Raw genomic sequence first — 19,678 nt, forward strand, 5'->3', positions numbered from 1 at the left:
ATTTATTTACGCTAAATAGTATTTCAATCGAGTATGAAAATCAAGCACATTTAGTTAACTTTATAGTAGTTTGATCTCAATACAACCAACCAAATAATCAATCATGGAAAAAGTTCTTATCGCTATAGATTATAATCCGGCTTCTGAGGCTGTTGCTGAAAAAGGATACCAACTTGCAAAAACGCTGGGAGCACAAATTTGTCTCGTTCATGTAGTGGCAGATGTAAGTTATTATGGTATGCAATATCCTTCCTTTATGGGTTTTGATGGTTATGAGGTTCCTTTTAATCCTAATATTTATGGGGAGCTGCGTGGCGTTGCAGAGAATTATTTAACTACGGCCGCCATGCATTTTAATGATGAGACTGTACAAACACATATAGCCGAAGGCGAAACTGCAGATGCGATCTTAAAATACGCAGAAGAGTGGGGCGCTACAATTCTTGTAATGGGAACTCACAGCCACGGCACCTTAGAAAAATTATTGATGGGCACCGTAGCCAGCAGAGTTATAGAACATACTAAAATTCCTGTTCATCTTGTGCCTACACAGGTCACTAAGCCAGCCTAAATTTTAACCTACAAATAAGTAATGTGAATTTTGTTTATAGGAAATCTATATTCAAAAAAACCGCTTATTTTGAGTAAAAATCGGCTTAAAATATCTTAAAAACGTATCCTAGAAGCCAGTATAGAATTACAAATACCACAATGGTACCAATGCAACCGCAGCGACCGCCACCTATTTTTTTTGCTCCGTAGCCAGCAAGAAGGGCTCTAAATAAATTTTTCATATTTATTGGTTAGTTAGTATGGTTCAATATATAATTAATGGGCTAAAAGAGCCATATTGATTAACATTACTTTAGGTAAGGTAATGAACTTTTTGTTCTTTTCTATTGTAATTTTATTATCAAAATAAGCATTATGGAAAAGAGACAATTAGGAAAAACAGATTTACAGGTACCACCTATAACATTCGGCGGGAATGTTTTTGGCTGGACAGCAGATAAGAAAACTTCATTTAAACTTCTGGATGCTCTTCTGGAAAGAGGCTTGAATTTTATAGATACGGCTAATGTTTATTCACGCTGGGCAGAAGGCAACTCAGGCGGTGAGAGTGAAACCATTATAGGAGAGTGGATGAAAGAACGCGGTAATCGCGATAAAATGATTATTGCAACAAAAGTTGGTATGGATGTAGGGCAGGGCTCAATAGATCTTTCGCCTGAGCATATTCTTGATCAGGCAGATAAAAGTTTAAAACGTCTTAATACAGATTACATAGATATTTATTTTAGTCATAAAGATGATGATGGTTCTATACCAAAAACGCTTGCAACCTATAATCAATTAATTAATGAAGGTAAGGTGCGTTATATAGGAGCATCTAACTTTCCGCTAGCCAGATTACAGGAATCGATAGAATATTCAGAAAAGCATGATCTGCCCAGATATGAGGTCTACCAGCCTGAATATAATTTGATGAGCAGAGAAGGTTTTGAACACGGCTACAAAGATTTTTGTATCGAAAAAAATATTAGTGTGACTAATTATTTCACGCTTGCCAGCGGATTCTTAACCGGTAAATACAGCGAGAAAGATGATGCTGAAGGAAGTGCTAGACAGGGATTTGTTTCTAAATTCTTTAATGAAAGGGGTAAAAAAGTGCTCAAAACACTTGAAAAAGTAGCTCAGGAGCATCAAATATCGCAGGCAGGTGTGGCGATTGCCTGGGCAATGCAACAACCGGGTATAACCTCGCCTATTGCTAGTGCGAGTAAAATAAACCAATTAAAATCGTTTGACGAAGCTCTTCAAGTTGAACTTTCATCAGCAGAAATATCAGAATTAAATAAAGCCAGTTTAAAATCTGAAGCTGTAAACTAGCCGTCCTGCTTTATTTCAAAGTAAAATTTTAGAGATCACTCTTTTTTGTCTTCATCTTCTTCGGTGTACAAAAGAGGGTGATCTTCTATTTTTAAACCTACTATTTTAATAATATTTTCTACGGTGTTGTATAGCATAAGCACTACACCAATAAGCCCGCCGCTTAACAAAGAAGATAAACCCAGTGTGACGTAATAGATGTAAGTAAACCAGGTATTAGGAACCTGATCAGATTCTGTAATGGGGATATTAAATACCTGAAAAGTGATAAGAGAAACTACAAAAACAGCGGTATCAATTTTCGCAATTCTAAGAACCTGCATGTAGTGAATATCTTTAAGTTTAGATTCTATAGATGAACTTAAACTTAAAAGGGTAAGCAGTAAAGCTAGAATGGTTGCAGAAGCAAGCACAATTGTATTGCACAAAGTATCTATACCTGGCAGGGAGGATTTTATAAGATCTTTTGCTTCGTATCCACTTATATTTCCTAGTAAGAAAGCACCTGCACCAGTTATCACGGTTGCTATAATTCCACCAGTTAAAGCCCTTCTGTCATATTTTGTCATGCTAAACATAGTAAATAGGTTGTAGGTTAGTTGAAACACTAAATTACTTCAGCTTAAATCATCTTCAAAACTTTAACAGAAACTGTTAAGAATATATTAACAAAGTATTAGCAAAGTGTACTGTAAATTCCTTGCTTGAACAATAAACTTTATGAAATTAAAATTACTCCGCCTCACCCTTATAGGCACATCCCTTTTCATTATGTCCTGTGGAAGCTCGCAGGTCTCGAAAAAATCAAAGAATGAAACCGCTAAAAGCGAAACTAAAGATTCTCCTAAAAACGGAATTAAACCGTACAGTAAAGTAATTACAAAAGATGCCGTTTCTGATGCCGGGCTTTTTACCGTGCATAAAGTAGATGACAATTTCTTTTATGAAATACCAGACAGTCTCTTTAATAGAGAGATGTTAATGGTTACGCGTATCGCGAAAACTGCTACAGATATCGGTTTTGGTGGCGGTAAAACAAACACTCAGGTACTGCGCTGGGAGAAGCGTCCTAAAAAAGTTCTTTTACGCGTAGTTTCTCATCAGATCTTTGCTGCAGATTCTCTGCCTATACACGAGGCCGTTGTAAACTCAAATTTTGAACCAGTTTTATACGCTTTTGACATTAAAGCTGTAGGTAAAGATTCTACAAGTACTGTTATAGAAGTTAATGGCCTGTATGAAGATGATGTTATGCCTTTGGGTATACCCAATCGTTACAGAGAAGAATATAAAGTTTCTAATGTAGATAAAGATCGTAGCTACATTGAAACCCTGAAAAGTTACCCGCTAAATATTGAAGCGAGGCATGTAAAAACTTATAATGCCAAGAATGCTCCCAGTAATGAAAGTCTGGGGTCTATTACTGTAGAAATGAATAATTCTATGGTTCTTTTACCAAAGGAGCCTATGGAACGCAGATATTTTGATCAACGCGTGGGCTGGTTTGCTCGCGGGCAGACAGATTACGGTCTTGATGCGCAAGAAAGCAAAACCATACGTTACCTTGATCGCTGGAGACTTGAGGTGAAAGATGAGGATATTGAGAAGTATAAAAGCGGCGAACTCGTTGAGCCTAAAAAACAAATTGTTTATTACATTGATCGTGCAACGCCAGAGCAGTGGAGACCTTATATAAAACAAGGTATTGAAGACTGGCAGGTAGCTTTTGAAGCAGCAGGATTTAAAAATGCCATTATTGCAAAAGATGCTCCAACTGTAGAAGAAGACCCAGATTGGTCTCCTGAAGATGTGCGATATTCTGTAGTGCGTTATTTAGCTTCACCTATCCCTAATGCTAACGGTCCTCACGTTTCAGATCCTCGTAGTGGTGAGATATTAGAATCAGATATTAACTGGTATCACAATGTGATGACCTTACTTCGCAATTGGTATTTCGTGCAAACAGCAGCAATTAATGAAGATGCTCGCGGTGTGGCTTTTAAAAACGAGATCATGGGTAGGTTGATTCGTTTTGTTTCTTCTCATGAAGTGGGGCACACCTTAGGTTTACCGCATAACATGGGTAGCAGTGTTGCATATCCCGTAGACTCGTTACGATCGGCGAGTTTTACTAAAAAATATGGTACCGCACCTTCTATTATGGATTATGCCCGTTTTAATTATGTGGCGCAACGGGGAGATAAAGATGTAGCGCTTATGCCTAACATTGGCGTTTATGATAAATATGCCATCAAGTGGGGTTACAAGCCTATTCTCGATAAAAAAGGGAAAGAAGAAAAATCTGTTTTAGATTCCTGGATTTTAGAACATGCAGGTGACCCAATGTACCGTTTTGGAAGCCAGCAACGCGAAGTGGTAGACCCCAGCTCACAAACTGAAGATCTGGGCGATGATGCTGTAAAAGCAAGCACATATGGTATTGCAAACTTAAAACGCATTGTGCCTAATCTTATAGAATGGACCAAAGAAGATGGTAAAGATTATGAAGATCTGGGTACTTTATACGGTCAGGTTTTAAGTCAATACAACCGTTATATGGGTCACGTTTCTAATAACATTGGCGGCGTTTATGAATATAACAAAACCTATGATCAGGAAGGTGCTGTGTATACTCCGGTGCCTGAAAAACGCCAGAAGGAAAGCATGAAATTCTTACAGGATGAATTGTTCACCACTCCAGAATGGATGATAGACAGTAATATCTTAAACAAGATTGAGCATGATGGTAATGTAGAGCGCATTAGAAGCACACAGGTAAGAACGTTGAACAATGTGCTAGATTTTGGAAGAATGGGACGTATGATAGAAAATGAAGCCTTAAATGGAAGTTCATCTTACTCCCTTTCTGAAATGATGGATGATTTACGTAAAGGCATCTTTAGTGAACTAGATCGTGGGTCTAAAATAGACACGTATCGCAGAAACCTGCAACGCGCGTATGTTGACAGGTTAGCATATTTAATGACCAAAGAGCAGGAGGGACGCTATAATGCAACAGACGTAGAAGTAAGCCAGTCTGATATTAGAGCAATTGCCCGCGCAGAATTGAACACTTTAAAACGCTCTATCAATTCAGCTTTAGGCAGAACTTCAGATACGATGAGTCGTTATCATTTACAGGATCTTAAAGAGCGTATTGATCTTATTTTAGATCCAAGAGCATAGATTTATAATGTTATACTCAAAACCCCGAAGATCACTCTTCGGGGTTTTCTTTTTAATTGAATTTTGATTTTATAAACCACAATCCGTTTAAGCTGAGATTAAGCGTGATTAAATGATAATTCTCTTTTATCAACCCATTGTTTATCTGTCCCTTTTGGCCATACGAATACATAAGGTTTAGAGTAGAATTGTTTCGCTTATTAAGCGGCAAACCCATTCCCACGCTTAGAACGTAATTATTTACCTTCTCGTTATTGATGGTCAGGTTTCCTGTATCATAATTAAATCCCGCACGATATTGCACAGCATTCCAGTAACTTAAAGGGTTTCCGTTAGGTAAGAATTCAACACCTAAACCATAAATATCCTGATCTGTGTAAGTGCCCAGCTTATCAGATTGGTTTGTGGCATCCCAGAAGTTCTTGCGATAATCGGCATAAAAGGTATAATTATCGGCTATTTTACCCTTAAAACCGAAACCCAATTCCAACGGAAGTTTAAAATCAGCCAGATCTTCATCAGTAACGATTTCATCATCATATAATTGATAAACAATACTGTGTTTATTTCCGTTGAGGCTGGTAGGTAAATTTACTACTGATCCTAATGAGAATTTTTCGCTAAAATCATATTGCAGTCCACCGCCTAATTGCAGCCCATTATATCTGTTATAATCATGAATTGTGAGTTGGTTATTGACAAAAATGTTAGTTTCTGTTTGCTCTATTTTTCCAAAAAGATAAGAACCCTTTACGCCTACGCGAAAGTTAGGTAAGATAGAATAACCGTAATTAAGATCAAGTGTATTGAGACCGCCGGAACCTTCAATATTAGTAAGAAAAGTATCCTGTGAACCCTCAATATCTGAAATTATCCCATCAATAGTATAGCCCACATTTGTATAAGGCATAAGCGTAACACCCAATCCCGATTTTGGCGAAAGCGGAAAAGCAAAAGCCAAATTAGAAAACGTAGCGTTAAATTTAGTTTCACTGCCCGCTCCTTCTGAAAGTAAGGCAGACTGCGCCTTAAAACCAAAATCATACATAAAATTTTTAAGCGGTACCCCGGCCATTGATGCAGGATTGAGATTGTTGATGGCTGTAGCAGATGGTATTGCAATACCCGCATTGCCTAAAGCATTGGTTTTACCTGTACTTAAGTTATTAGTAAGACCCAGCCCATAAGAAGAATAAGGTGAATTAGACTGTGTGTTTGTCTGCGCTATTACTGTGATTGAAAAAAGCACGAGTATAACCGTTATCGCGGTTAATTTATTCATCTTCATTATAAACGGCATAGGTTAATTCTAATTTTAAGCGTAAATCTTCTTTAGCAGCTTCACCGTTAAGAATGTAACGATCTACAGAGGTGTTGTAATTGCTCGAGTACAGTGCGAGATACCAATTCTCGCCATTAAATTGAGAGAGTTTCTGGTCGAGAAATAATTGTACAGGAATCGTATAATTTATCGTTTTAAATTCCTCGTTTTTCTGCGTTAGCAAACCCTCTGCATTAGCGCCTGAATAATCGTATAACTGACCAAGAACTTGATTTTTTTGATCGATAATATAAAGCTGCAGTGAATCTCGCGTAAAGAGATTATACATATCTGAATTTCCTTTTAAGCTAATCTTTAAATTTGCATCCAGAATTGTTCCCTGCCCATTGATATCATTGATACGTTCAATAAATGGGATGCTTATTCGTGTGGCAATACCAGTACCGGCTTGAATAAAACTGCTGTTATTAGTGAGTTTACTACTAATAAGATCTTGCTGCTCTGCAAGGTTTTCAAAATAAGTATCTGCCTGCTCGCTCGATATATTATTAAATGTATTAGTGGCGCTAAAAGAAATATCCAGAGTTTCCTCATCATCTTCAGTCTCGTTTTCTAGTGTGTAGTAAATTCGTAAGAAACTACTCGTCGCAAAACCCAGCACTACTGTATTGTTATCATCAGGATCAATAAGTAACCCTTTATAAGCAGAAAGGAATTCGTCAGAATTATTGATCACATCATTTTGCAAATTGTCAAAAAGTGTTTTCCCAAAATCATTATTGAGCAAAAGATGAATAGAATCTTCTCGTATTGGTTTTGGTTTAAACGTAATAGAACCAATTGAAGCGGGATCACTTCTATAGCTTGATGTGTTGTAAAATGATTCCTCTTCCGGTTTTATGTTTTGTAGAACTTTGTGAACGGTAAAGGTTTGCAGTTTTGTTGTGTCGCTGTAATAGTAATTGTCGTAATTAAGAATTAGGGCAATAGAGTCAAACTGCGCATCATCATCTATAGAATAGGTAGTATTAGACAGCTGTGCAAATAATTTACTTTTGGTTAGACCAAAAACACTGTCTGTGTAAGCACCTATTAAGTATCGATCTGCGCCACTCACACTTATAGAATCAAATTTGAAAGTTGAAGATTCTACGGTCACAGTATCTATAAAGTAAACTTTTGTATCGCTAGAGACCCAACTTTCGCCTACAGGAAAGCTTGCATCATCTTTACTACAAGCGATTAGCAGTATAAATAGGAAGAAAGAAAGTAGTGCTACCACCACCGGATATTTTTTCATAGTATATCAGAATTTCAGCGAAGCTATCGGCTGAAGATGTCCTGCTAAAATGTGTTATACCAAAGCCGATTTTTACTAGCTAAACCGCGATTTTTAGTCTACCAATGGGTAGACCTATGTTTAGTCTGCTAAAAAAGCCTGCTGGTATAGACTAATCACACGATCATATAAAATATTTTCTTAGGCTGTGGTGGCTGTATAGTTTTGGCTCAAATTGAAATTCAGTAATGAATAAAAACCTGATGCTAATTCTCATTCTTACTATAGGAACTAAAATGTATAGCCAGACTAACAAAGATCTGTTTGCGTTTGATTATGCTTTAGCCCCGGCTAATAATGAAGATGTTGATCTAAACAAGACTTCATTATTAATTAATATTCCTGCTCAATGGCAGAATTTTGAAATCACCGCTGCACTGGATGCAGACTATTACAGAGCAGAATTTTTAGAAAGTTTTCCTTTAGAAACATCAGAATTAGAACGTTTATATAATGTTTCTGCAGGCGTCGATTTTAGGTATAATTTAGCGGAAAACTGGTCATTTACTGCCGATTTTAATACGGCTATTGCCTCAAATTTAACTAGCAAAATATCAAACCAAGATCTTTTATATACAGGAGGTTTTCATATAGTAAAAACAGCAGATTCAGATTTACCGCTCAATATAAAATTGGGTTTGGGTTACAGGACTTACTTGGGCAAACCTAAGTGGTTGCCAGAATTAAGTATTAGTCAACAAATAGATGAAAATCTGTCTTACGAGATAGGTTTCCCGCAAACGCAGGTGCGGTATGCGCTTGATCCTAATAATTCTTTTATGGTAATTGCTACGCAAGATGGTATGTATGCCAATTTAAGTACTCCCATAATTTTAAATACCAACACATCTGCAGCAAAAACAGAACTAAGCGCTACCACACTGAGTTTAGGGTATGAGTATGCTTTAGATGATAATTGGTCTTTTTCGCTCAAAGGCGGATATCTACTCAAGAACAAATTCAATTTACTTAATAATACAGAAAATCAGGTCTTTGCTTTTGACATGCCTTCACGACCATTTTTTTCAACCGGAATAAAATTTAATCTCAAAAAATGATACAATGATTAAGATGAATGAAAATAAAAAATTAATAGCAATCCTAGTTCTTGCTGCGGTTACTTTTACGAGTTGCTCGTCTGACGATGACGATACAGACAGAGGTAACTGGAAAGAGCGCTCAGTTTTTGACGGTATTCCACGAAGTAACGTTGCCGGCTTTACGATAGGTGATTATGGCTACATGGGGACAGGATATGATGGCGATGATTATTTGAGTGATTTCTGGCAATATGATATAGAAGGCGATTATTGGGTGCAAAAAGCAGATTTTCCCGGTACAGCGCGCAGTTCTGCGAGTAGTTTTGCAGTAAACGATAAAGGATATGTAGGCATAGGTTATGACGGTGAAGATGAACTTAGCGATTTCTGGCAGTATGATCCTGCGGCAAACTCATGGTCACAAAAAGCAGACTTTGGCGGCGGTGTGCGACGAGCTGCTGTTGGTTTTGCCAGTAATACGGCTGGTTTTATAGGTACGGGTTACGATGGTGATAATGATAAAAAGGATTTCTGGAAATACGATCCCACAGCAGACACGTGGTCTGAGTTAGTAGGTTTTGGCGGTGATAAGCGCAGAGATGCAACATCATTCTCAATTGACGGTCTTATATACCTGGGCACAGGAGTAAGCAACGGACTTTACAAAACAGATTTCTGGAAGTTTGATCCTACTGCAGAAGTGTGGACAAAGCTCAATGATCTGGATGAAGAAGATGATTACACAATAACGCGATCTAATGCAGTAGGTTTTGGCCTAAACGGCTTAGGTTATATAGTTGCCGGCTACAGCGGCGGCGCAGTAGGTAGCACGTGGGAATATGATCCTGCTTTAGATGAATGGGAGAATATCACAACCCTCGAAGCTACAGCGAGACAAGATGCTCTAAGCTTTACCACAGGTAGTCGCGCATTTGTTTTGCTGGGGAGATCTGGCAGCTTATACCTCGATGATGCATATGAAATTTTCCCTCAAGAAGATTATGATGATGAAGATTAAGTAGTACATGTTTTTTTTTGTTGCCCGGAGTGTTTTTAAAAATTTACAGATGATTGGAATGCTCCGGGTTTTTTTATTTGATTATGAAATTGAAAACCCTATTTATTTATGCTGGCCTTTTAATAATAGGTTGCGGCATTATCTGGCGCTCTGGCGCGAAAAATGACCTAAAAGTGCAGATTTTTAGATCAGAAATGGGCTATGGCTATAAAATTATAGATCATGAGAAAACTCTTATTAAACAAACGTATATACCTGCACTTGAGAAAAAAGCGGTATTTTGTACTAAAGAAGATGCAAAAAAAATAGCTCATTTAGTGATAGAAAAAATTACCTTAAAACTTAATCCCGCAATTTCTAAAGAAGAATTAGAGAACACCGCGATAGCACTAGATTGCTATTCTCAAACTAAATAACAGTCAATGAGAAAACAAGTTCTTGTTCATTTATCAATCTGGTTAGGTTTTTTATGCCTATTTATTTTTCAGATATACTGGAATCTGGAGTTGTTCCCTTTTCACTTCATGCTTTTAATGGGAGTTAATATGCTCCTGTTTTACATGAATTACTTGTTTTTTGTGCCCACTTATTTGCTTACTAAGCAAACTAAAAAATATATAATTGCTGTTGCCATCTCCTTAGTTCTGCCGGTACTCATAATTGCTTTCTGGCCTCAAAATATGCCTCCGGAGGTAAGAGAACGTATGGCAGAGGCTAGGTTTGAAAACAGACCGCGACCACCATTCTTTGATATTTTTAGATTTGTATTTCCCTTAATCACCGCAATGTCATTTATTGTGATAGGAACTGCAATAAAAATGTATGAAGAGTGGAACCAAAATGAACGCAAGAAAAAAGAGATAGAGACCTATAAAACCAGAAGTGAACTCAATTTTTTAAAAAACCAATTGAGTCCACATTTTTTATTCAATTCCCTCAACAGTATTTATGCACTAACCACAAAAAAATCTGATGACGCTCCTGAAGCTGTTATCACACTGTCTGAGTTGATGCGCTACATGTTATATCAAACCGATAATGATTTTGTTTCGCTAAAAGATGAGCTCGAGTATATTCAGAATTATCTAAAATTACAACGGCTGCGTATTGCAAATAATGAGAATATAACGCTTAACATACATGGTAACGTTACTAATCAGAAAATACGACCGCTTTTATTGATCTCTTTCATAGAGAACGCTTTTAAATACGGTACAGATTTTAAAGGCAATACTGAAGTAAGAATCACAATAAATATAAATCACAACTACTTAGAATTTAAATGTGTAAATGTGATTGGTAACCGTAAAAAAGACGTTAATAATTCTGGTATCGGGTTGCAAAATACCACAGACCGTATCGCTCTGTTATACAAAGACAAACATACTTTAGAAGTGCAAGAAGTAGACAACAAATTTGTGGTATATTTAAAATTAAAGCTAAACTAATGCAGTGTGTTGTAATTGATGATGAACCTCTTGCGATAGATGTCATAACTACATATTTAGAAAAAGTAGGAGGGATGGAAGTTGTAGCAAAATGCACAAATCCCCTTGATGCAATTACCATTTTAAACAGGCATCGAGTAGACCTTGTATTTCTTGATATTGAGATGCCTAACCTGAGCGGTATTGAGTTAGTAAAAACGCTAGATAATCTGCCGCAATTTATATTTACCACGGCTTATCCGCAGTATGCTTTAGAAGGTTTTGATCTCAATGCCACAGATTATCTAGTAAAGCCCATTCCGTTTCCCAGGTTTTTAAAAGCTATCGCCAGAGCGAAAGAAAAGCATGAATCAACCTACCGCAGAAATAAACCGGAAACTGCATCTACAAAACCTAGTAATGAAACTGAAACTATAGCAGATTTCATTTTTATAAAATCTGAATACGAAAATATCAAGATCAATACAGCAGATATTATTTATCTACAGGGATTGAAGGATTACATCAAAATTTACACCTCACAATCTGATAAAGCAATTTTAACCTTGTCCAGTTTTAAGGATATTCAGGAGAAGCTTCCTAAAAACAGCTTTTTGCGTGTACACAGAAGCTTTGTGGTGAATGTAAATTATATAAAGGCTGTGCAGAAAACTAAGATCGTTATTAACGATGTGCGCATCCCAATAGGTGAAACCTTTAAAGAAATAGTTTTTGCACAGCTAAAAATTGGTTGATGTAATCTAAAAATACATCATAAAACACCGATTTTCACTCATTTTCACCCGATTTTATTATCAGATTCATTGCTTTTTTAAGCACTTGAAAAAATGATTTCCGCGAAAGCTAAAAAATGAAGGTGGCCTCTTTTAGTCTAAGCATAAAACCTCCTCCAGGTAGCCTAATATCGTTAAAATGTAGGGTAAAATCTCCCGCAAGTAGACAATATCCGGGAAAGAGTACGCGTAAATAGCAAAAGAAACTTCTACTATAAACCCGAATTATATTTCCGGATATAAAACTAATGAATCAAGCGCAAGAAGACCTGAGGAATAGAAACCTGTAACTTTAAGCTGAAATATATGTAGCTGTAATCGCCTAACAAACAATTAGAAATCTAAATGTCTCCCAGTGAATAAAAGCGGTGTAATGCAAAAAAATAAGCCCGGATAAGTTATCCAGGCTTTATATTCTAATTTACTATCACCCCCATAACGTAAATTAGAGGATCAAATATATAATTTTTAGAAATAAAACATAATATAAATTAATTCTCTTCTCTAAATTTTTAATCATTCTACAAAAAACAAAATTCAGAATCCTAATTATATTAAAATGTGATGGTTAAAATTTATTAATTTTCTTTAAGCTAGAGTTGGTAACAATAAATTTATGTTTTACTAGCGCATTTTTAATATGAAAATTTATATCAATGAATTTAGGGATAGAGAATAAGATCGCACTTATTATTGGGAGTGATTCAGGCATAGGTTTAGCAACGGCAAAAACTTTAGCCGCAGAAGGGTGCACTTTAATTTTATCAAGCAGATCTGAAGAAAAGCTAAAACTTGCTAAACAAGAGATATTAAAAGTTAATGATCAAGCCGCTGTTTATTACCACGTGTGTGATATTATTAAAAATGCTGAAGTTGAGGCCCTGGCAGAATATACAGACCGTAATTTTGGGGGAGTTGATATTGTTGTCAATTCAGCGGGAGCGAGAGGAGCTGCGGGCGACTTTCTGGAGTTGACAGATAATGATTGGCATGAGACTATTAATGTTGATCTTATGGGCGCGGTAAGAATTTGTAGAGCTTTTATTCCACAGTTAAAAAAGAAAGGATGGGGAAGAATCGTTCTTATTGCTTCAGAAAATGCATTTCAGCCTTATGAGGAAGAAAGTGCATATAACGCTTGTAAAGCCGCAATAATAAACCTCTCAAAATGCTTGTCTCGTATTTATGGTAAAGATGGTATATTAGTTAATAGTGTGTCACCGGCATATATAGAAACCCCTATGACAGACGCAATGATGGAAGAACTGGCTAAAGAGAAAAATATTAGTGTAGAAGAAGCGGTTGAATGGTTTCTTAAGAACAAGCGGCCACATATTGAGGTGCAAAGACGCGGGCAACCTGATGAGGTGGCAGCGGTGATTACCTTTTTGTGTTCAGAAAAAGCAAGTTTTGTAAACGGAAGTAATTACAGAGTAGATGCAGGCTCTGTAGAATCAGCTTTTAGTTAAAATATGATCGTTAGAAAGACAAATGATGGTTGGGATATAATATATCAATACGCCCATGGTATTCTGGCCGGGCAGATCGCTCACCATCTTAAGCATAAGTTCCGTCCTGAATTTTGGGTTGAGACACTCACGGCAATAATTGAGCATGATGATAATCAACTTGATTTTAATGAAAAACCTTATCTCAATGATGCCGGGATGCCACAGGATTTTACTGAAGTTAATAGATCTGAAGATGAAAACCTGGAACGCGCAGAACGTGTTTTTGATACTGCGATGCGAAAATCTGGCTTCGTTGCGCTGTTAATTTCGCTACATCTGGAATTCTTATACGGCGATCTTGAAAAAACACACAACGGTTTTAAAAAAATGCTGCTCAAGCAAAAGAAAATTAGAAAAGAGCTACGCACTCATTATGGCTTGAGTAAAAAAGAGGCCGCTGCGTATTATGAGATTTTAAGATTTTGCGACAGATGTTCTTTAATACTATGTCAGGAAAAACTTCCTGCGGTAGAAAGAATGCTCGAGATTAACACCAGTATAGAAGGCGAGCAATATTTTATCTTTTGTAGAAATGATGGTAGCATAGGCGTTGAGCCATGGTGCTTTGAAAGCGAAAAGTTTAAAGTAGGAGTAGAGCTGCACCCTGTTACTGAATCAACTTTTAGATCAAACAAAGAATTAACGAAAGCCTTAGATACAGCCACGTTTAAAAGAGAAACATTCAGCTTTAGAAAATAAATAAAAACCTGCTGATTTTTACGCGAAATCAGCAGGTTTTTGTCTTTTTAAACCGGTTTTCTCAGGCTCTTGGGTTATTCAACTTCTTTGTTTTTTTCCTGAATATTCTCTGCAATACTTTGCACTTCATCCAGAACTCTTAAAAGATTACCGCTCCATAACTTAGCTATTTCATCTTCGGTATAACCTCTTCTAACTAATTCGAGAGTAACATTAAAAGTTTGCGAAGCATCATTCCAGCCTTCTACACCGCCGCCACCATCAAAATCTGAACTAATACCTATGTGTTCTATACCAATAAGATCTACCATATAATCTATATGATCTACAAAATCACTAACATTCACAGCAGGAGGAAGGCTATCTATTGTAGCCATTTTTTTGTCTCTTAGGTCGCTCATGCTATGGTAATGCGCAAAATAATCAACTCTTTCTGCAGGAGATAGATTATGAAAATCTTCACGTTCTACCCACTTATAACCCAGAGAATCCATTATTTCTTTGCCTATTTCTGTACGGTATTTATCTAATGCTGCATCTTTTTCAGGATTTACATAAGATCTAAATGCCACAGCCTGTACCACTCCACCATTTTCTTTAATTAGTTCAAGTTGCTCATCATCAAGATTTCTGCTGTGCTCTCCTAACGCTCTGGCAGAAGAATGTGATGCGATAATAGGAGCTTTACTCAAAGCTACCATTTGTTTCATTGCTTCCTTAGAAGGGTGTGAAACATCTATCATCATTCCCAGACGATTCATTTCTTTAACAACTTCTTTTCCCAGATCACTTACACCATTGTTTAACCAAATGCTGTCTTTCTCACCCGTATTACTATCTGCAAGTTGGCTATGACCATTATGAGCCAGAGACATATATCGAGCTCCGCGGTTGTAAAACTCTTCTACTCTTTTAATATCAGTTCCTATTGGGTAACCATTTTCAACACCTATCATCGCTACTTTTTTACCCGCTTTCACAATACGTCTTACATCATCAGATGTGGTTGCGAGTTCAATTTCATCTGGTGCAATTTCTTCTACCAGTTTATGAATCGCATCAAATTTTGAAATAGCGTTTTCATAAGCCATTTGATAACCTTCATCAGTAAGAGTATCCTGACCGGTATAAACTATAAACCAGGCAACATCAAGACCACCTTCTTTCATTTTGGGTAAAGTAACCTGTGTATCCAGATCCTGCGTATAATTAATAGAATCTGTAAAATTATTGACGTTTATATCGCAGTGCGTATCTAGCGTGATAACATCATTATGTATAGTTCTGGCTCGTACCAGAAGTTCATCCTCAGTTTCTGCAGTTGCGGCTTTCTTTTCTGTAGTACACGAGAAACAACATAGAAAAAGAGGCAAACAACTAAGAAGAAAAATTTTTTGAGATAATTTAAAGGAGTATTTTTTTATCATAGGGTATTACTAATTTAAGACAGTCAATATATAAATAAAAAAGCATTTATTAAGCGCCCTCAGTTGCCGAAGAGGCTTCATATTGAGCTACTTCTTTATTTTCTCTGGCACTTTCAAGTCTAAATTCCTGAGCTTTTAAGAAAATCACAGGGATAAATCCTAAGAATAGGAGTACTCCGGATAGGATCAATAAAGGTAAAATTCCGTAGAACGTGTTTCCGCTAGACAAAACTCCAAGTATCAATGCTGTGCTTAAAGGAAACGAAAGTGCGAGAATATTAATAGAAAAAGTACCATCAAAGGTTTTTTGACCATCAGCTAAATCTTCTTCCTGAGAACCTACCGCAGAAATATGTGCAAAAGGCCAAAAACTACAAGCGCTTAGACCAAAAGCAAGCATTAAGAGAATATCATTTTGAACAGAAACATTAAAAATGTATACAAATGCTGTGCAGGCAAGAACAACAACTCCCGCTCTAAGCAATAGTATAGATAGAATTTGAGTGAACTGTTTACGTCTTATTTTTACCGCCAGGCCTATAAATAGCAGCACTAATGGTGTCATTAACGTACTTAATCTTAAAAGGGTATCGCTTATAACGAAAGGCAGAGAATCTATATTTAAACCAAAACCCAACAGAATCAATGCAGCTGCAATAAAAAGATTCACAGGTTCTGAAATCATAGCAATAAATAGAGATTTCAATTTTGAAGCCTGACTGCGTACCACCTGCGATTGCAGTTTATAATGCCAGTTCATGGCAACCAGATAAAGTATCATTAATACAAAAACCTTATTGCCAAGATCTGCCATCGCAGCTTTTGCCAGATAACCATCTCCTAAATATTCCAAAATAAAAGGAAAACAGGACAGTCCCGGTGCTAATGACGGAATTAACATCTTTGCTGTCCTGTATTTTGGAGAGTTCCTGTAAATGCCCAGTAAAGGTAAAAGCAAGGGAAAACCAAAAAACAGAATGCCGTTTAAGGCTAATGCCATCACTGGCAAAAGCAATAAGCTAGCATCAATTTTAATCCCGAGTAAAGCAATAAATATTGTGGCTGGTAAAGCAAGATTCAGAATAATTTTCTTTATTCCTGAGATCTCATTTTTCCCGTCAAACTTTAGCTTTAGTAGTAAACCTATACCTATAAAAAGAATAAATGTGAATGTCTTTTGTAAAGTAATTTCCATTCTATCAAACTATAATTTCATCAATGGCATCAGTAAAAATTTTCATTTCGTCCATTGTTCCCATGCTTACGCGGCACCAGTTCTGATCCCAAAATTTAAAGGCTCTAACCACAATTTTGCGCTCGTAGATTTGTTCCAGAAAAGCATCGCCTTCCATATCTATGGGGAAAATCACAAAGTTGGTTTCAGAAGGCATAAATTCTATACCTCTTTTTGCCAGATAATCTGTTGTATAGTCACGAGCTTCTTTAATTTTTGCCTTGCAGCTTGTAAGATATTCAGCATCATCCATACTGGTTTTTGCTGCAGCGATAGAAGGTCCTGAAATTCCCATACCTCCACGGGTAACTTTATTAATAGTTTCAAGACTGTCAACATTGCCCAGCATATATCCTATGCGCAAGCCGGCCATACCATGAATCTTAGAGAAGGTGCGTGATACGTAGACATCTTTTCCTTTAGCTACAAGCGGGGCCATACTATTTGCCATGCCGCCATCAGAAAGTTCTATATATGCCTCATCAATAAATACAGGCACACGGTCTGAAACGCGATCGCAAAAATCATAGAGCTTTTTAGTGTCTGTAATTGTAGCGGTAGGATTATTAGGATTTGTAATGTAAACAAGTTTAGTATCATCATCTATTGCAGCTTCCATAGCTTCAAGATCATGTTGATAATCTGGTGTAAGCTTTACAGATTTCCATTTACCACCGGCAGCTTTTGCAACAGATACAAGTGACATATAACTGGGATCTGCACTTATAACATTACCCCCCTCCTGAAACAAGACCATAGCCGTTTTCTCAAGAAGATCTGATGAACCGGGACCCATCATTATTTGATTGGTCTCAACGCCTTCATAAGCCGCAATCTTTTCTACAAGTTCTTCCAGGGAACCCCAGGAATAATGATTACCATCAAAAACGGCTTCCTGAAATGCAGCAGCAGCTTTTTTAGAAGGACCGTGCGGATTCTCATTCCAAACCAGACGAGCTCTCACTGTATTTAGATCAGGAAATTTAGGCGGTGTAAACTCATTAAAAGAGCTATGCGTGTATAAAAACCTGCGGTTATTGTTTTGAGCTTCTTCAACTGTTTTTGACCAGAGAGACTGCGGCGTAACAGCAACAGCTCCTAAAGCTAAAGCTCCGGTTTTCAGCCACTGACGTCGATTTAAGGATTGTGGTTTCATATTTTTTATGTTGGTAGAATTTTAATTGAAGTTAAATTAAATAAGTAGCTGATGCAATGTGAATTATCTAAAAATCAATTACATAAATAAATTTTCATTAAAAATAAACCCCATAAATTGCCAATTTGAAAATGCGAAACTTTATAAAATTTCTTAAAGTATGTGAGATTTTAATATTTAATCGTAATATTGCAATAAAGTATTTAATATGGGTGTTACTAAAACCGAAATTTTTACAGACCAGCAAAATAAAATAGCGCTTTTCGCGAAAGCTTTTGGGCACCCGGCACGTGTTGCAATTCTACAGCATCTTTTTAAAGCTGAAACTTGTATATGCGGTGACCTTGTAGAAGAGATTGGTCTGGCTCAGCCTACTATTTCCCAACATTTGAAAGAGCTTAAAAACCTGGGTTTAATAAAAGGTAATGTAGAAGGTACAAGTGTGTGTTATTGCATTGACACTGAAATCTGGGCATCTATGCAGCAACTTTTTGCTGAGTTTTTAAGTAAAGTACCAGCAACGCAATCAAAATGTTGCTAAAAAATTATCTATATCAATCGCAATATTGCAATTAAATAATAAATATGAAATTATCTCAATTAAAAGATCACTTAGACCAAAAAGAGCAAATAGCTTTTGTGCTTCCTAATGGTACGCTCGTGCCATCTCACTTTCACGTTACAGAAATAGGTCACAGTATTAAGAATTTTATTGATTGTGGCGGTACGGTACGACGGGAAGAGCGTGCCAGTCTTCAATTATGGGAAGCAGATGATTATGATCACAGACTGCATCCTGAAAAACTCAGCGAAATTATCGAGCTTTCTGAGCGAATTTTAGAAATTCCTGATCTGGAAATTGAGGTGGAGTATCAGGGTGATACGATCAATAAATATGATCTTGATTTTGATGGAGAGAATTTTCTGCTAACAAATACTAAAACCGATTGTCTGGCTAAAGATAAGTGCGGTATCACTCCTCAAAAACCAAAAGTTAAATTATCAGATATTCAAAACCAATCCTGCGCACCCGGTTCTGGTTGCTGCTAAATTCATCAATCTAAAAAGCATGTATTCAAAAATTAAAACCTACATAGAAGGTCTCGACCTTAGTTCTGTTTCGCAAGAGCGAAAGGAAACTCTACAACCTTTAATAGATTTCATAAAGAACAAGCGTTCTCAAGAGGTAATTCCTGCTGTGAATTTTATCTGTACGCACAACTCACGCAGAAGCCAGTTAGCGCAAGTTTGGGCACAAGCAGTAGCAGATTATTTTGGTATTGATATCAAAACATATTCTGGTGGAGTAGAAGTGACCGCTTTTCATCCTAATGGTATAAAAACTATTGAAAAAACCGGTTTTTTGATTGAAAAATCGGGAGAAAACAACCCAAAAGTAGCTGTGTATTTTGCAGATGATAAACCCGCTATAACTACCTTTTCTAAGAAATATGATGATGCTGCAAATCCTGAATCTGGTTTTGCTGCTGTTATGACCTGTTCACATGCAGATGAAACTTGCCCGTTTATACCGGGAGCAGAGAAGCGTATTCCTATAATGTATGAAGATCCTAAAGAATTTGATGGTACTTCTCAGGAAACCGAAAAATATGAAGAGCGTAGCAAGCAGATCGCAACAGAAATGAAATACATATTCTCAGCTATTAAATAGTAA

The 19,678-nt window shown here is 36.8% G+C and carries 19 protein-coding genes; 13 read left to right on the forward strand and 6 right to left on the reverse strand.

Going from position 1 to position 19,678, the window contains the following annotated elements:
• Positions 1-103: 103 nt before the first annotated feature.
• Complete coding sequence (locus tag ACH3O9_RS14905) at positions 104-571, forward strand: universal stress protein (RefSeq protein WP_416441822.1); 468 nt, start codon at positions 104-106, stop codon at positions 569-571.
• Positions 572-927: 356 nt separating this feature from the next.
• On the forward strand, positions 928-1,890 hold the full coding sequence (locus ACH3O9_RS14910; RefSeq protein ID WP_416441824.1) for an aldo/keto reductase: 963 nt from the start codon (positions 928-930) through the stop codon (positions 1,888-1,890).
• A gap of 35 nt (positions 1,891-1,925) precedes the next feature.
• On the opposite strand, the gene ACH3O9_RS14915 is transcribed toward ACH3O9_RS14910, so the two are convergent.
• On the reverse strand, positions 1,926-2,468 hold the full coding sequence (locus tag ACH3O9_RS14915; RefSeq protein WP_416441826.1) for a hypothetical protein: 543 nt from the start codon (positions 2,466-2,468) through the stop codon (positions 1,926-1,928).
• A gap of 142 nt (positions 2,469-2,610) precedes the next feature.
• Between ACH3O9_RS14915 and ACH3O9_RS14920 the strand changes: the two genes are divergently transcribed.
• Positions 2,611-5,076: a zinc-dependent metalloprotease gene (locus tag ACH3O9_RS14920; RefSeq protein WP_416441828.1), complete on the forward strand. Its 2,466-nt coding sequence runs from the start codon at positions 2,611-2,613 to the stop codon at positions 5,074-5,076.
• Between the two features lie 52 nt (positions 5,077-5,128).
• On the opposite strand, the gene ACH3O9_RS14925 is transcribed toward ACH3O9_RS14920, so the two are convergent.
• Positions 5,129-6,358, reverse strand: a complete 1,230-nt coding sequence (locus ACH3O9_RS14925; RefSeq protein WP_416441830.1) for a hypothetical protein — start codon at positions 6,356-6,358, stop codon at positions 5,129-5,131.
• On the reverse strand, positions 6,351-7,658 hold the full coding sequence (locus ACH3O9_RS14930; protein ID WP_416441831.1) for a DUF4270 family protein: 1,308 nt from the start codon (positions 7,656-7,658) through the stop codon (positions 6,351-6,353). The genes ACH3O9_RS14925 and ACH3O9_RS14930 overlap by 8 nt, the downstream gene beginning before the upstream one ends.
• A gap of 227 nt (positions 7,659-7,885) precedes the next feature.
• On the opposite strand from ACH3O9_RS14930, the gene ACH3O9_RS14935 reads away from it, so the two are divergent.
• The 7 genes from ACH3O9_RS14935 (at position 7,886) to ACH3O9_RS14965 (ending at position 14,186) form a co-directional block, all read left to right on the forward strand.
• A complete protein-coding gene (locus ACH3O9_RS14935) occupies positions 7,886-8,755 on the forward strand; it encodes a DUF6268 family outer membrane beta-barrel protein (RefSeq protein ID WP_416441833.1) in 870 nt (289 codons plus the stop codon).
• A 4-nt stretch (positions 8,756-8,759) separates the two neighbouring features.
• Positions 8,760-9,755: a Kelch repeat-containing protein gene (locus ACH3O9_RS14940; RefSeq protein ID WP_416441835.1), complete on the forward strand. Its 996-nt coding sequence runs from the start codon at positions 8,760-8,762 to the stop codon at positions 9,753-9,755.
• An 83-nt stretch (positions 9,756-9,838) separates the two neighbouring features.
• A complete protein-coding gene (locus tag ACH3O9_RS14945) occupies positions 9,839-10,171 on the forward strand; it encodes a DUF4907 domain-containing protein (protein ID WP_416441837.1) in 333 nt (110 codons plus the stop codon).
• 6 nt (positions 10,172-10,177) lie between these two features.
• Positions 10,178-11,203, forward strand: coding sequence for a sensor histidine kinase (locus ACH3O9_RS14950; protein ID WP_416441839.1), 1,026 nt, complete (start codon positions 10,178-10,180; stop codon positions 11,201-11,203).
• Positions 11,203-11,937 carry a LytR/AlgR family response regulator transcription factor gene (locus ACH3O9_RS14955; RefSeq protein WP_416441841.1) on the forward strand — a complete coding sequence of 245 codons (735 nt, stop codon included), beginning with the start codon at positions 11,203-11,205 and terminating at the stop codon, positions 11,935-11,937. The genes ACH3O9_RS14950 and ACH3O9_RS14955 overlap by 1 nt, the downstream gene beginning before the upstream one ends.
• A gap of 695 nt (positions 11,938-12,632) precedes the next feature.
• Positions 12,633-13,445: an SDR family NAD(P)-dependent oxidoreductase gene (locus ACH3O9_RS14960; RefSeq protein ID WP_416441843.1), complete on the forward strand. Its 813-nt coding sequence runs from the start codon at positions 12,633-12,635 to the stop codon at positions 13,443-13,445.
• Positions 13,446-13,448: 3 nt separating this feature from the next.
• The gene (locus tag ACH3O9_RS14965) at positions 13,449-14,186 is read left to right on the forward strand and encodes a DUF3891 family protein (protein ID WP_416441845.1); all 738 of its coding nucleotides are present in this window, start codon (positions 13,449-13,451) and stop codon (positions 14,184-14,186) included.
• A gap of 74 nt (positions 14,187-14,260) precedes the next feature.
• Here ACH3O9_RS14965 and ACH3O9_RS14970 read toward each other — a convergent pair whose 3' ends face one another.
• Genes ACH3O9_RS14970 through ACH3O9_RS14980 form a run of 3 tightly spaced genes read right to left on the reverse strand, consistent with a single transcriptional unit; the run spans position 14,261 to position 18,003 of the window.
• Positions 14,261-15,613 carry a dipeptidase gene (locus tag ACH3O9_RS14970; RefSeq protein WP_416441847.1) on the reverse strand — a complete coding sequence of 451 codons (1,353 nt, stop codon included), beginning with the start codon at positions 15,611-15,613 and terminating at the stop codon, positions 14,261-14,263.
• Positions 15,614-15,662: 49 nt separating this feature from the next.
• On the reverse strand, positions 15,663-16,808 hold the full coding sequence (locus tag ACH3O9_RS14975; protein WP_416441849.1) for a permease: 1,146 nt from the start codon (positions 16,806-16,808) through the stop codon (positions 15,663-15,665).
• Between the two features lie 4 nt (positions 16,809-16,812).
• A complete protein-coding gene (locus ACH3O9_RS14980; RefSeq protein ID WP_416441851.1) occupies positions 16,813-18,003 on the reverse strand; it encodes a pyridoxal phosphate-dependent aminotransferase in 1,191 nt (396 codons plus the stop codon).
• Positions 18,004-18,211: 208 nt separating this feature from the next.
• On the opposite strand from ACH3O9_RS14980, the gene ACH3O9_RS14985 reads away from it, so the two are divergent.
• Genes ACH3O9_RS14985 through ACH3O9_RS14995 form a run of 3 tightly spaced genes read left to right on the forward strand, consistent with a single transcriptional unit; the run spans position 18,212 to position 19,675 of the window.
• Positions 18,212-18,544: an ArsR/SmtB family transcription factor gene (locus tag ACH3O9_RS14985; RefSeq protein ID WP_416441853.1), complete on the forward strand. Its 333-nt coding sequence runs from the start codon at positions 18,212-18,214 to the stop codon at positions 18,542-18,544.
• 44 nt (positions 18,545-18,588) lie between these two features.
• Complete coding sequence (locus ACH3O9_RS14990; protein ID WP_416441855.1) at positions 18,589-19,053, forward strand: DUF6428 family protein; 465 nt, start codon at positions 18,589-18,591, stop codon at positions 19,051-19,053.
• 19 nt (positions 19,054-19,072) lie between these two features.
• The gene (locus ACH3O9_RS14995; RefSeq protein WP_416441857.1) at positions 19,073-19,675 is read left to right on the forward strand and encodes a protein-tyrosine-phosphatase; all 603 of its coding nucleotides are present in this window, start codon (positions 19,073-19,075) and stop codon (positions 19,673-19,675) included.
• The last annotated feature ends 3 nt before the right edge of the window (positions 19,676-19,678 follow it).

Source organism: Leeuwenhoekiella sp. A16, assembly GCF_047946675.1.
In the GTDB taxonomy this organism is placed as follows: Bacteria; Bacteroidota; Bacteroidia; order Flavobacteriales; family Flavobacteriaceae; genus Leeuwenhoekiella.

Coding starts and splice junctions, on each gene's coding strand:
- ACH3O9_RS14905 (WP_416441822.1), top strand. CDS start 104: ATGGAAAAAGTTCTTATCGCTATAGATTATAATCCGGCTTCTGAGGCT.
- ACH3O9_RS14910 (WP_416441824.1), top strand. CDS start 928: ATGGAAAAGAGACAATTAGGAAAAACAGATTTACAGGTACCACCTATA.
- ACH3O9_RS14915 (WP_416441826.1), bottom strand. CDS start 2,468: ATGTTTAGCATGACAAAATATGACAGAAGGGCTTTAACTGGTGGAATT.
- ACH3O9_RS14920 (WP_416441828.1), top strand. CDS start 2,611: ATGAAATTAAAATTACTCCGCCTCACCCTTATAGGCACATCCCTTTTC.
- ACH3O9_RS14925 (WP_416441830.1), bottom strand. CDS start 6,358: ATGAATAAATTAACCGCGATAACGGTTATACTCGTGCTTTTTTCAATC.
- ACH3O9_RS14930 (WP_416441831.1), bottom strand. CDS start 7,658: ATGAAAAAATATCCGGTGGTGGTAGCACTACTTTCTTTCTTCCTATTT.
- ACH3O9_RS14935 (WP_416441833.1), top strand. CDS start 7,886: ATGAATAAAAACCTGATGCTAATTCTCATTCTTACTATAGGAACTAAA.
- ACH3O9_RS14940 (WP_416441835.1), top strand. CDS start 8,760: ATGATTAAGATGAATGAAAATAAAAAATTAATAGCAATCCTAGTTCTT.
- ACH3O9_RS14945 (WP_416441837.1), top strand. CDS start 9,839: ATGAAATTGAAAACCCTATTTATTTATGCTGGCCTTTTAATAATAGGT.
- ACH3O9_RS14950 (WP_416441839.1), top strand. CDS start 10,178: ATGAGAAAACAAGTTCTTGTTCATTTATCAATCTGGTTAGGTTTTTTA.
- ACH3O9_RS14955 (WP_416441841.1), top strand. CDS start 11,203: ATGCAGTGTGTTGTAATTGATGATGAACCTCTTGCGATAGATGTCATA.
- ACH3O9_RS14960 (WP_416441843.1), top strand. CDS start 12,633: ATGAATTTAGGGATAGAGAATAAGATCGCACTTATTATTGGGAGTGAT.
- ACH3O9_RS14965 (WP_416441845.1), top strand. CDS start 13,449: ATGATCGTTAGAAAGACAAATGATGGTTGGGATATAATATATCAATAC.
- ACH3O9_RS14970 (WP_416441847.1), bottom strand. CDS start 15,613: ATGATAAAAAAATACTCCTTTAAATTATCTCAAAAAATTTTTCTTCTT.
- ACH3O9_RS14975 (WP_416441849.1), bottom strand. CDS start 16,808: ATGGAAATTACTTTACAAAAGACATTCACATTTATTCTTTTTATAGGT.
- ACH3O9_RS14980 (WP_416441851.1), bottom strand. CDS start 18,003: ATGAAACCACAATCCTTAAATCGACGTCAGTGGCTGAAAACCGGAGCT.
- ACH3O9_RS14985 (WP_416441853.1), top strand. CDS start 18,212: ATGGGTGTTACTAAAACCGAAATTTTTACAGACCAGCAAAATAAAATA.
- ACH3O9_RS14990 (WP_416441855.1), top strand. CDS start 18,589: ATGAAATTATCTCAATTAAAAGATCACTTAGACCAAAAAGAGCAAATA.
- ACH3O9_RS14995 (WP_416441857.1), top strand. CDS start 19,073: ATGTATTCAAAAATTAAAACCTACATAGAAGGTCTCGACCTTAGTTCT.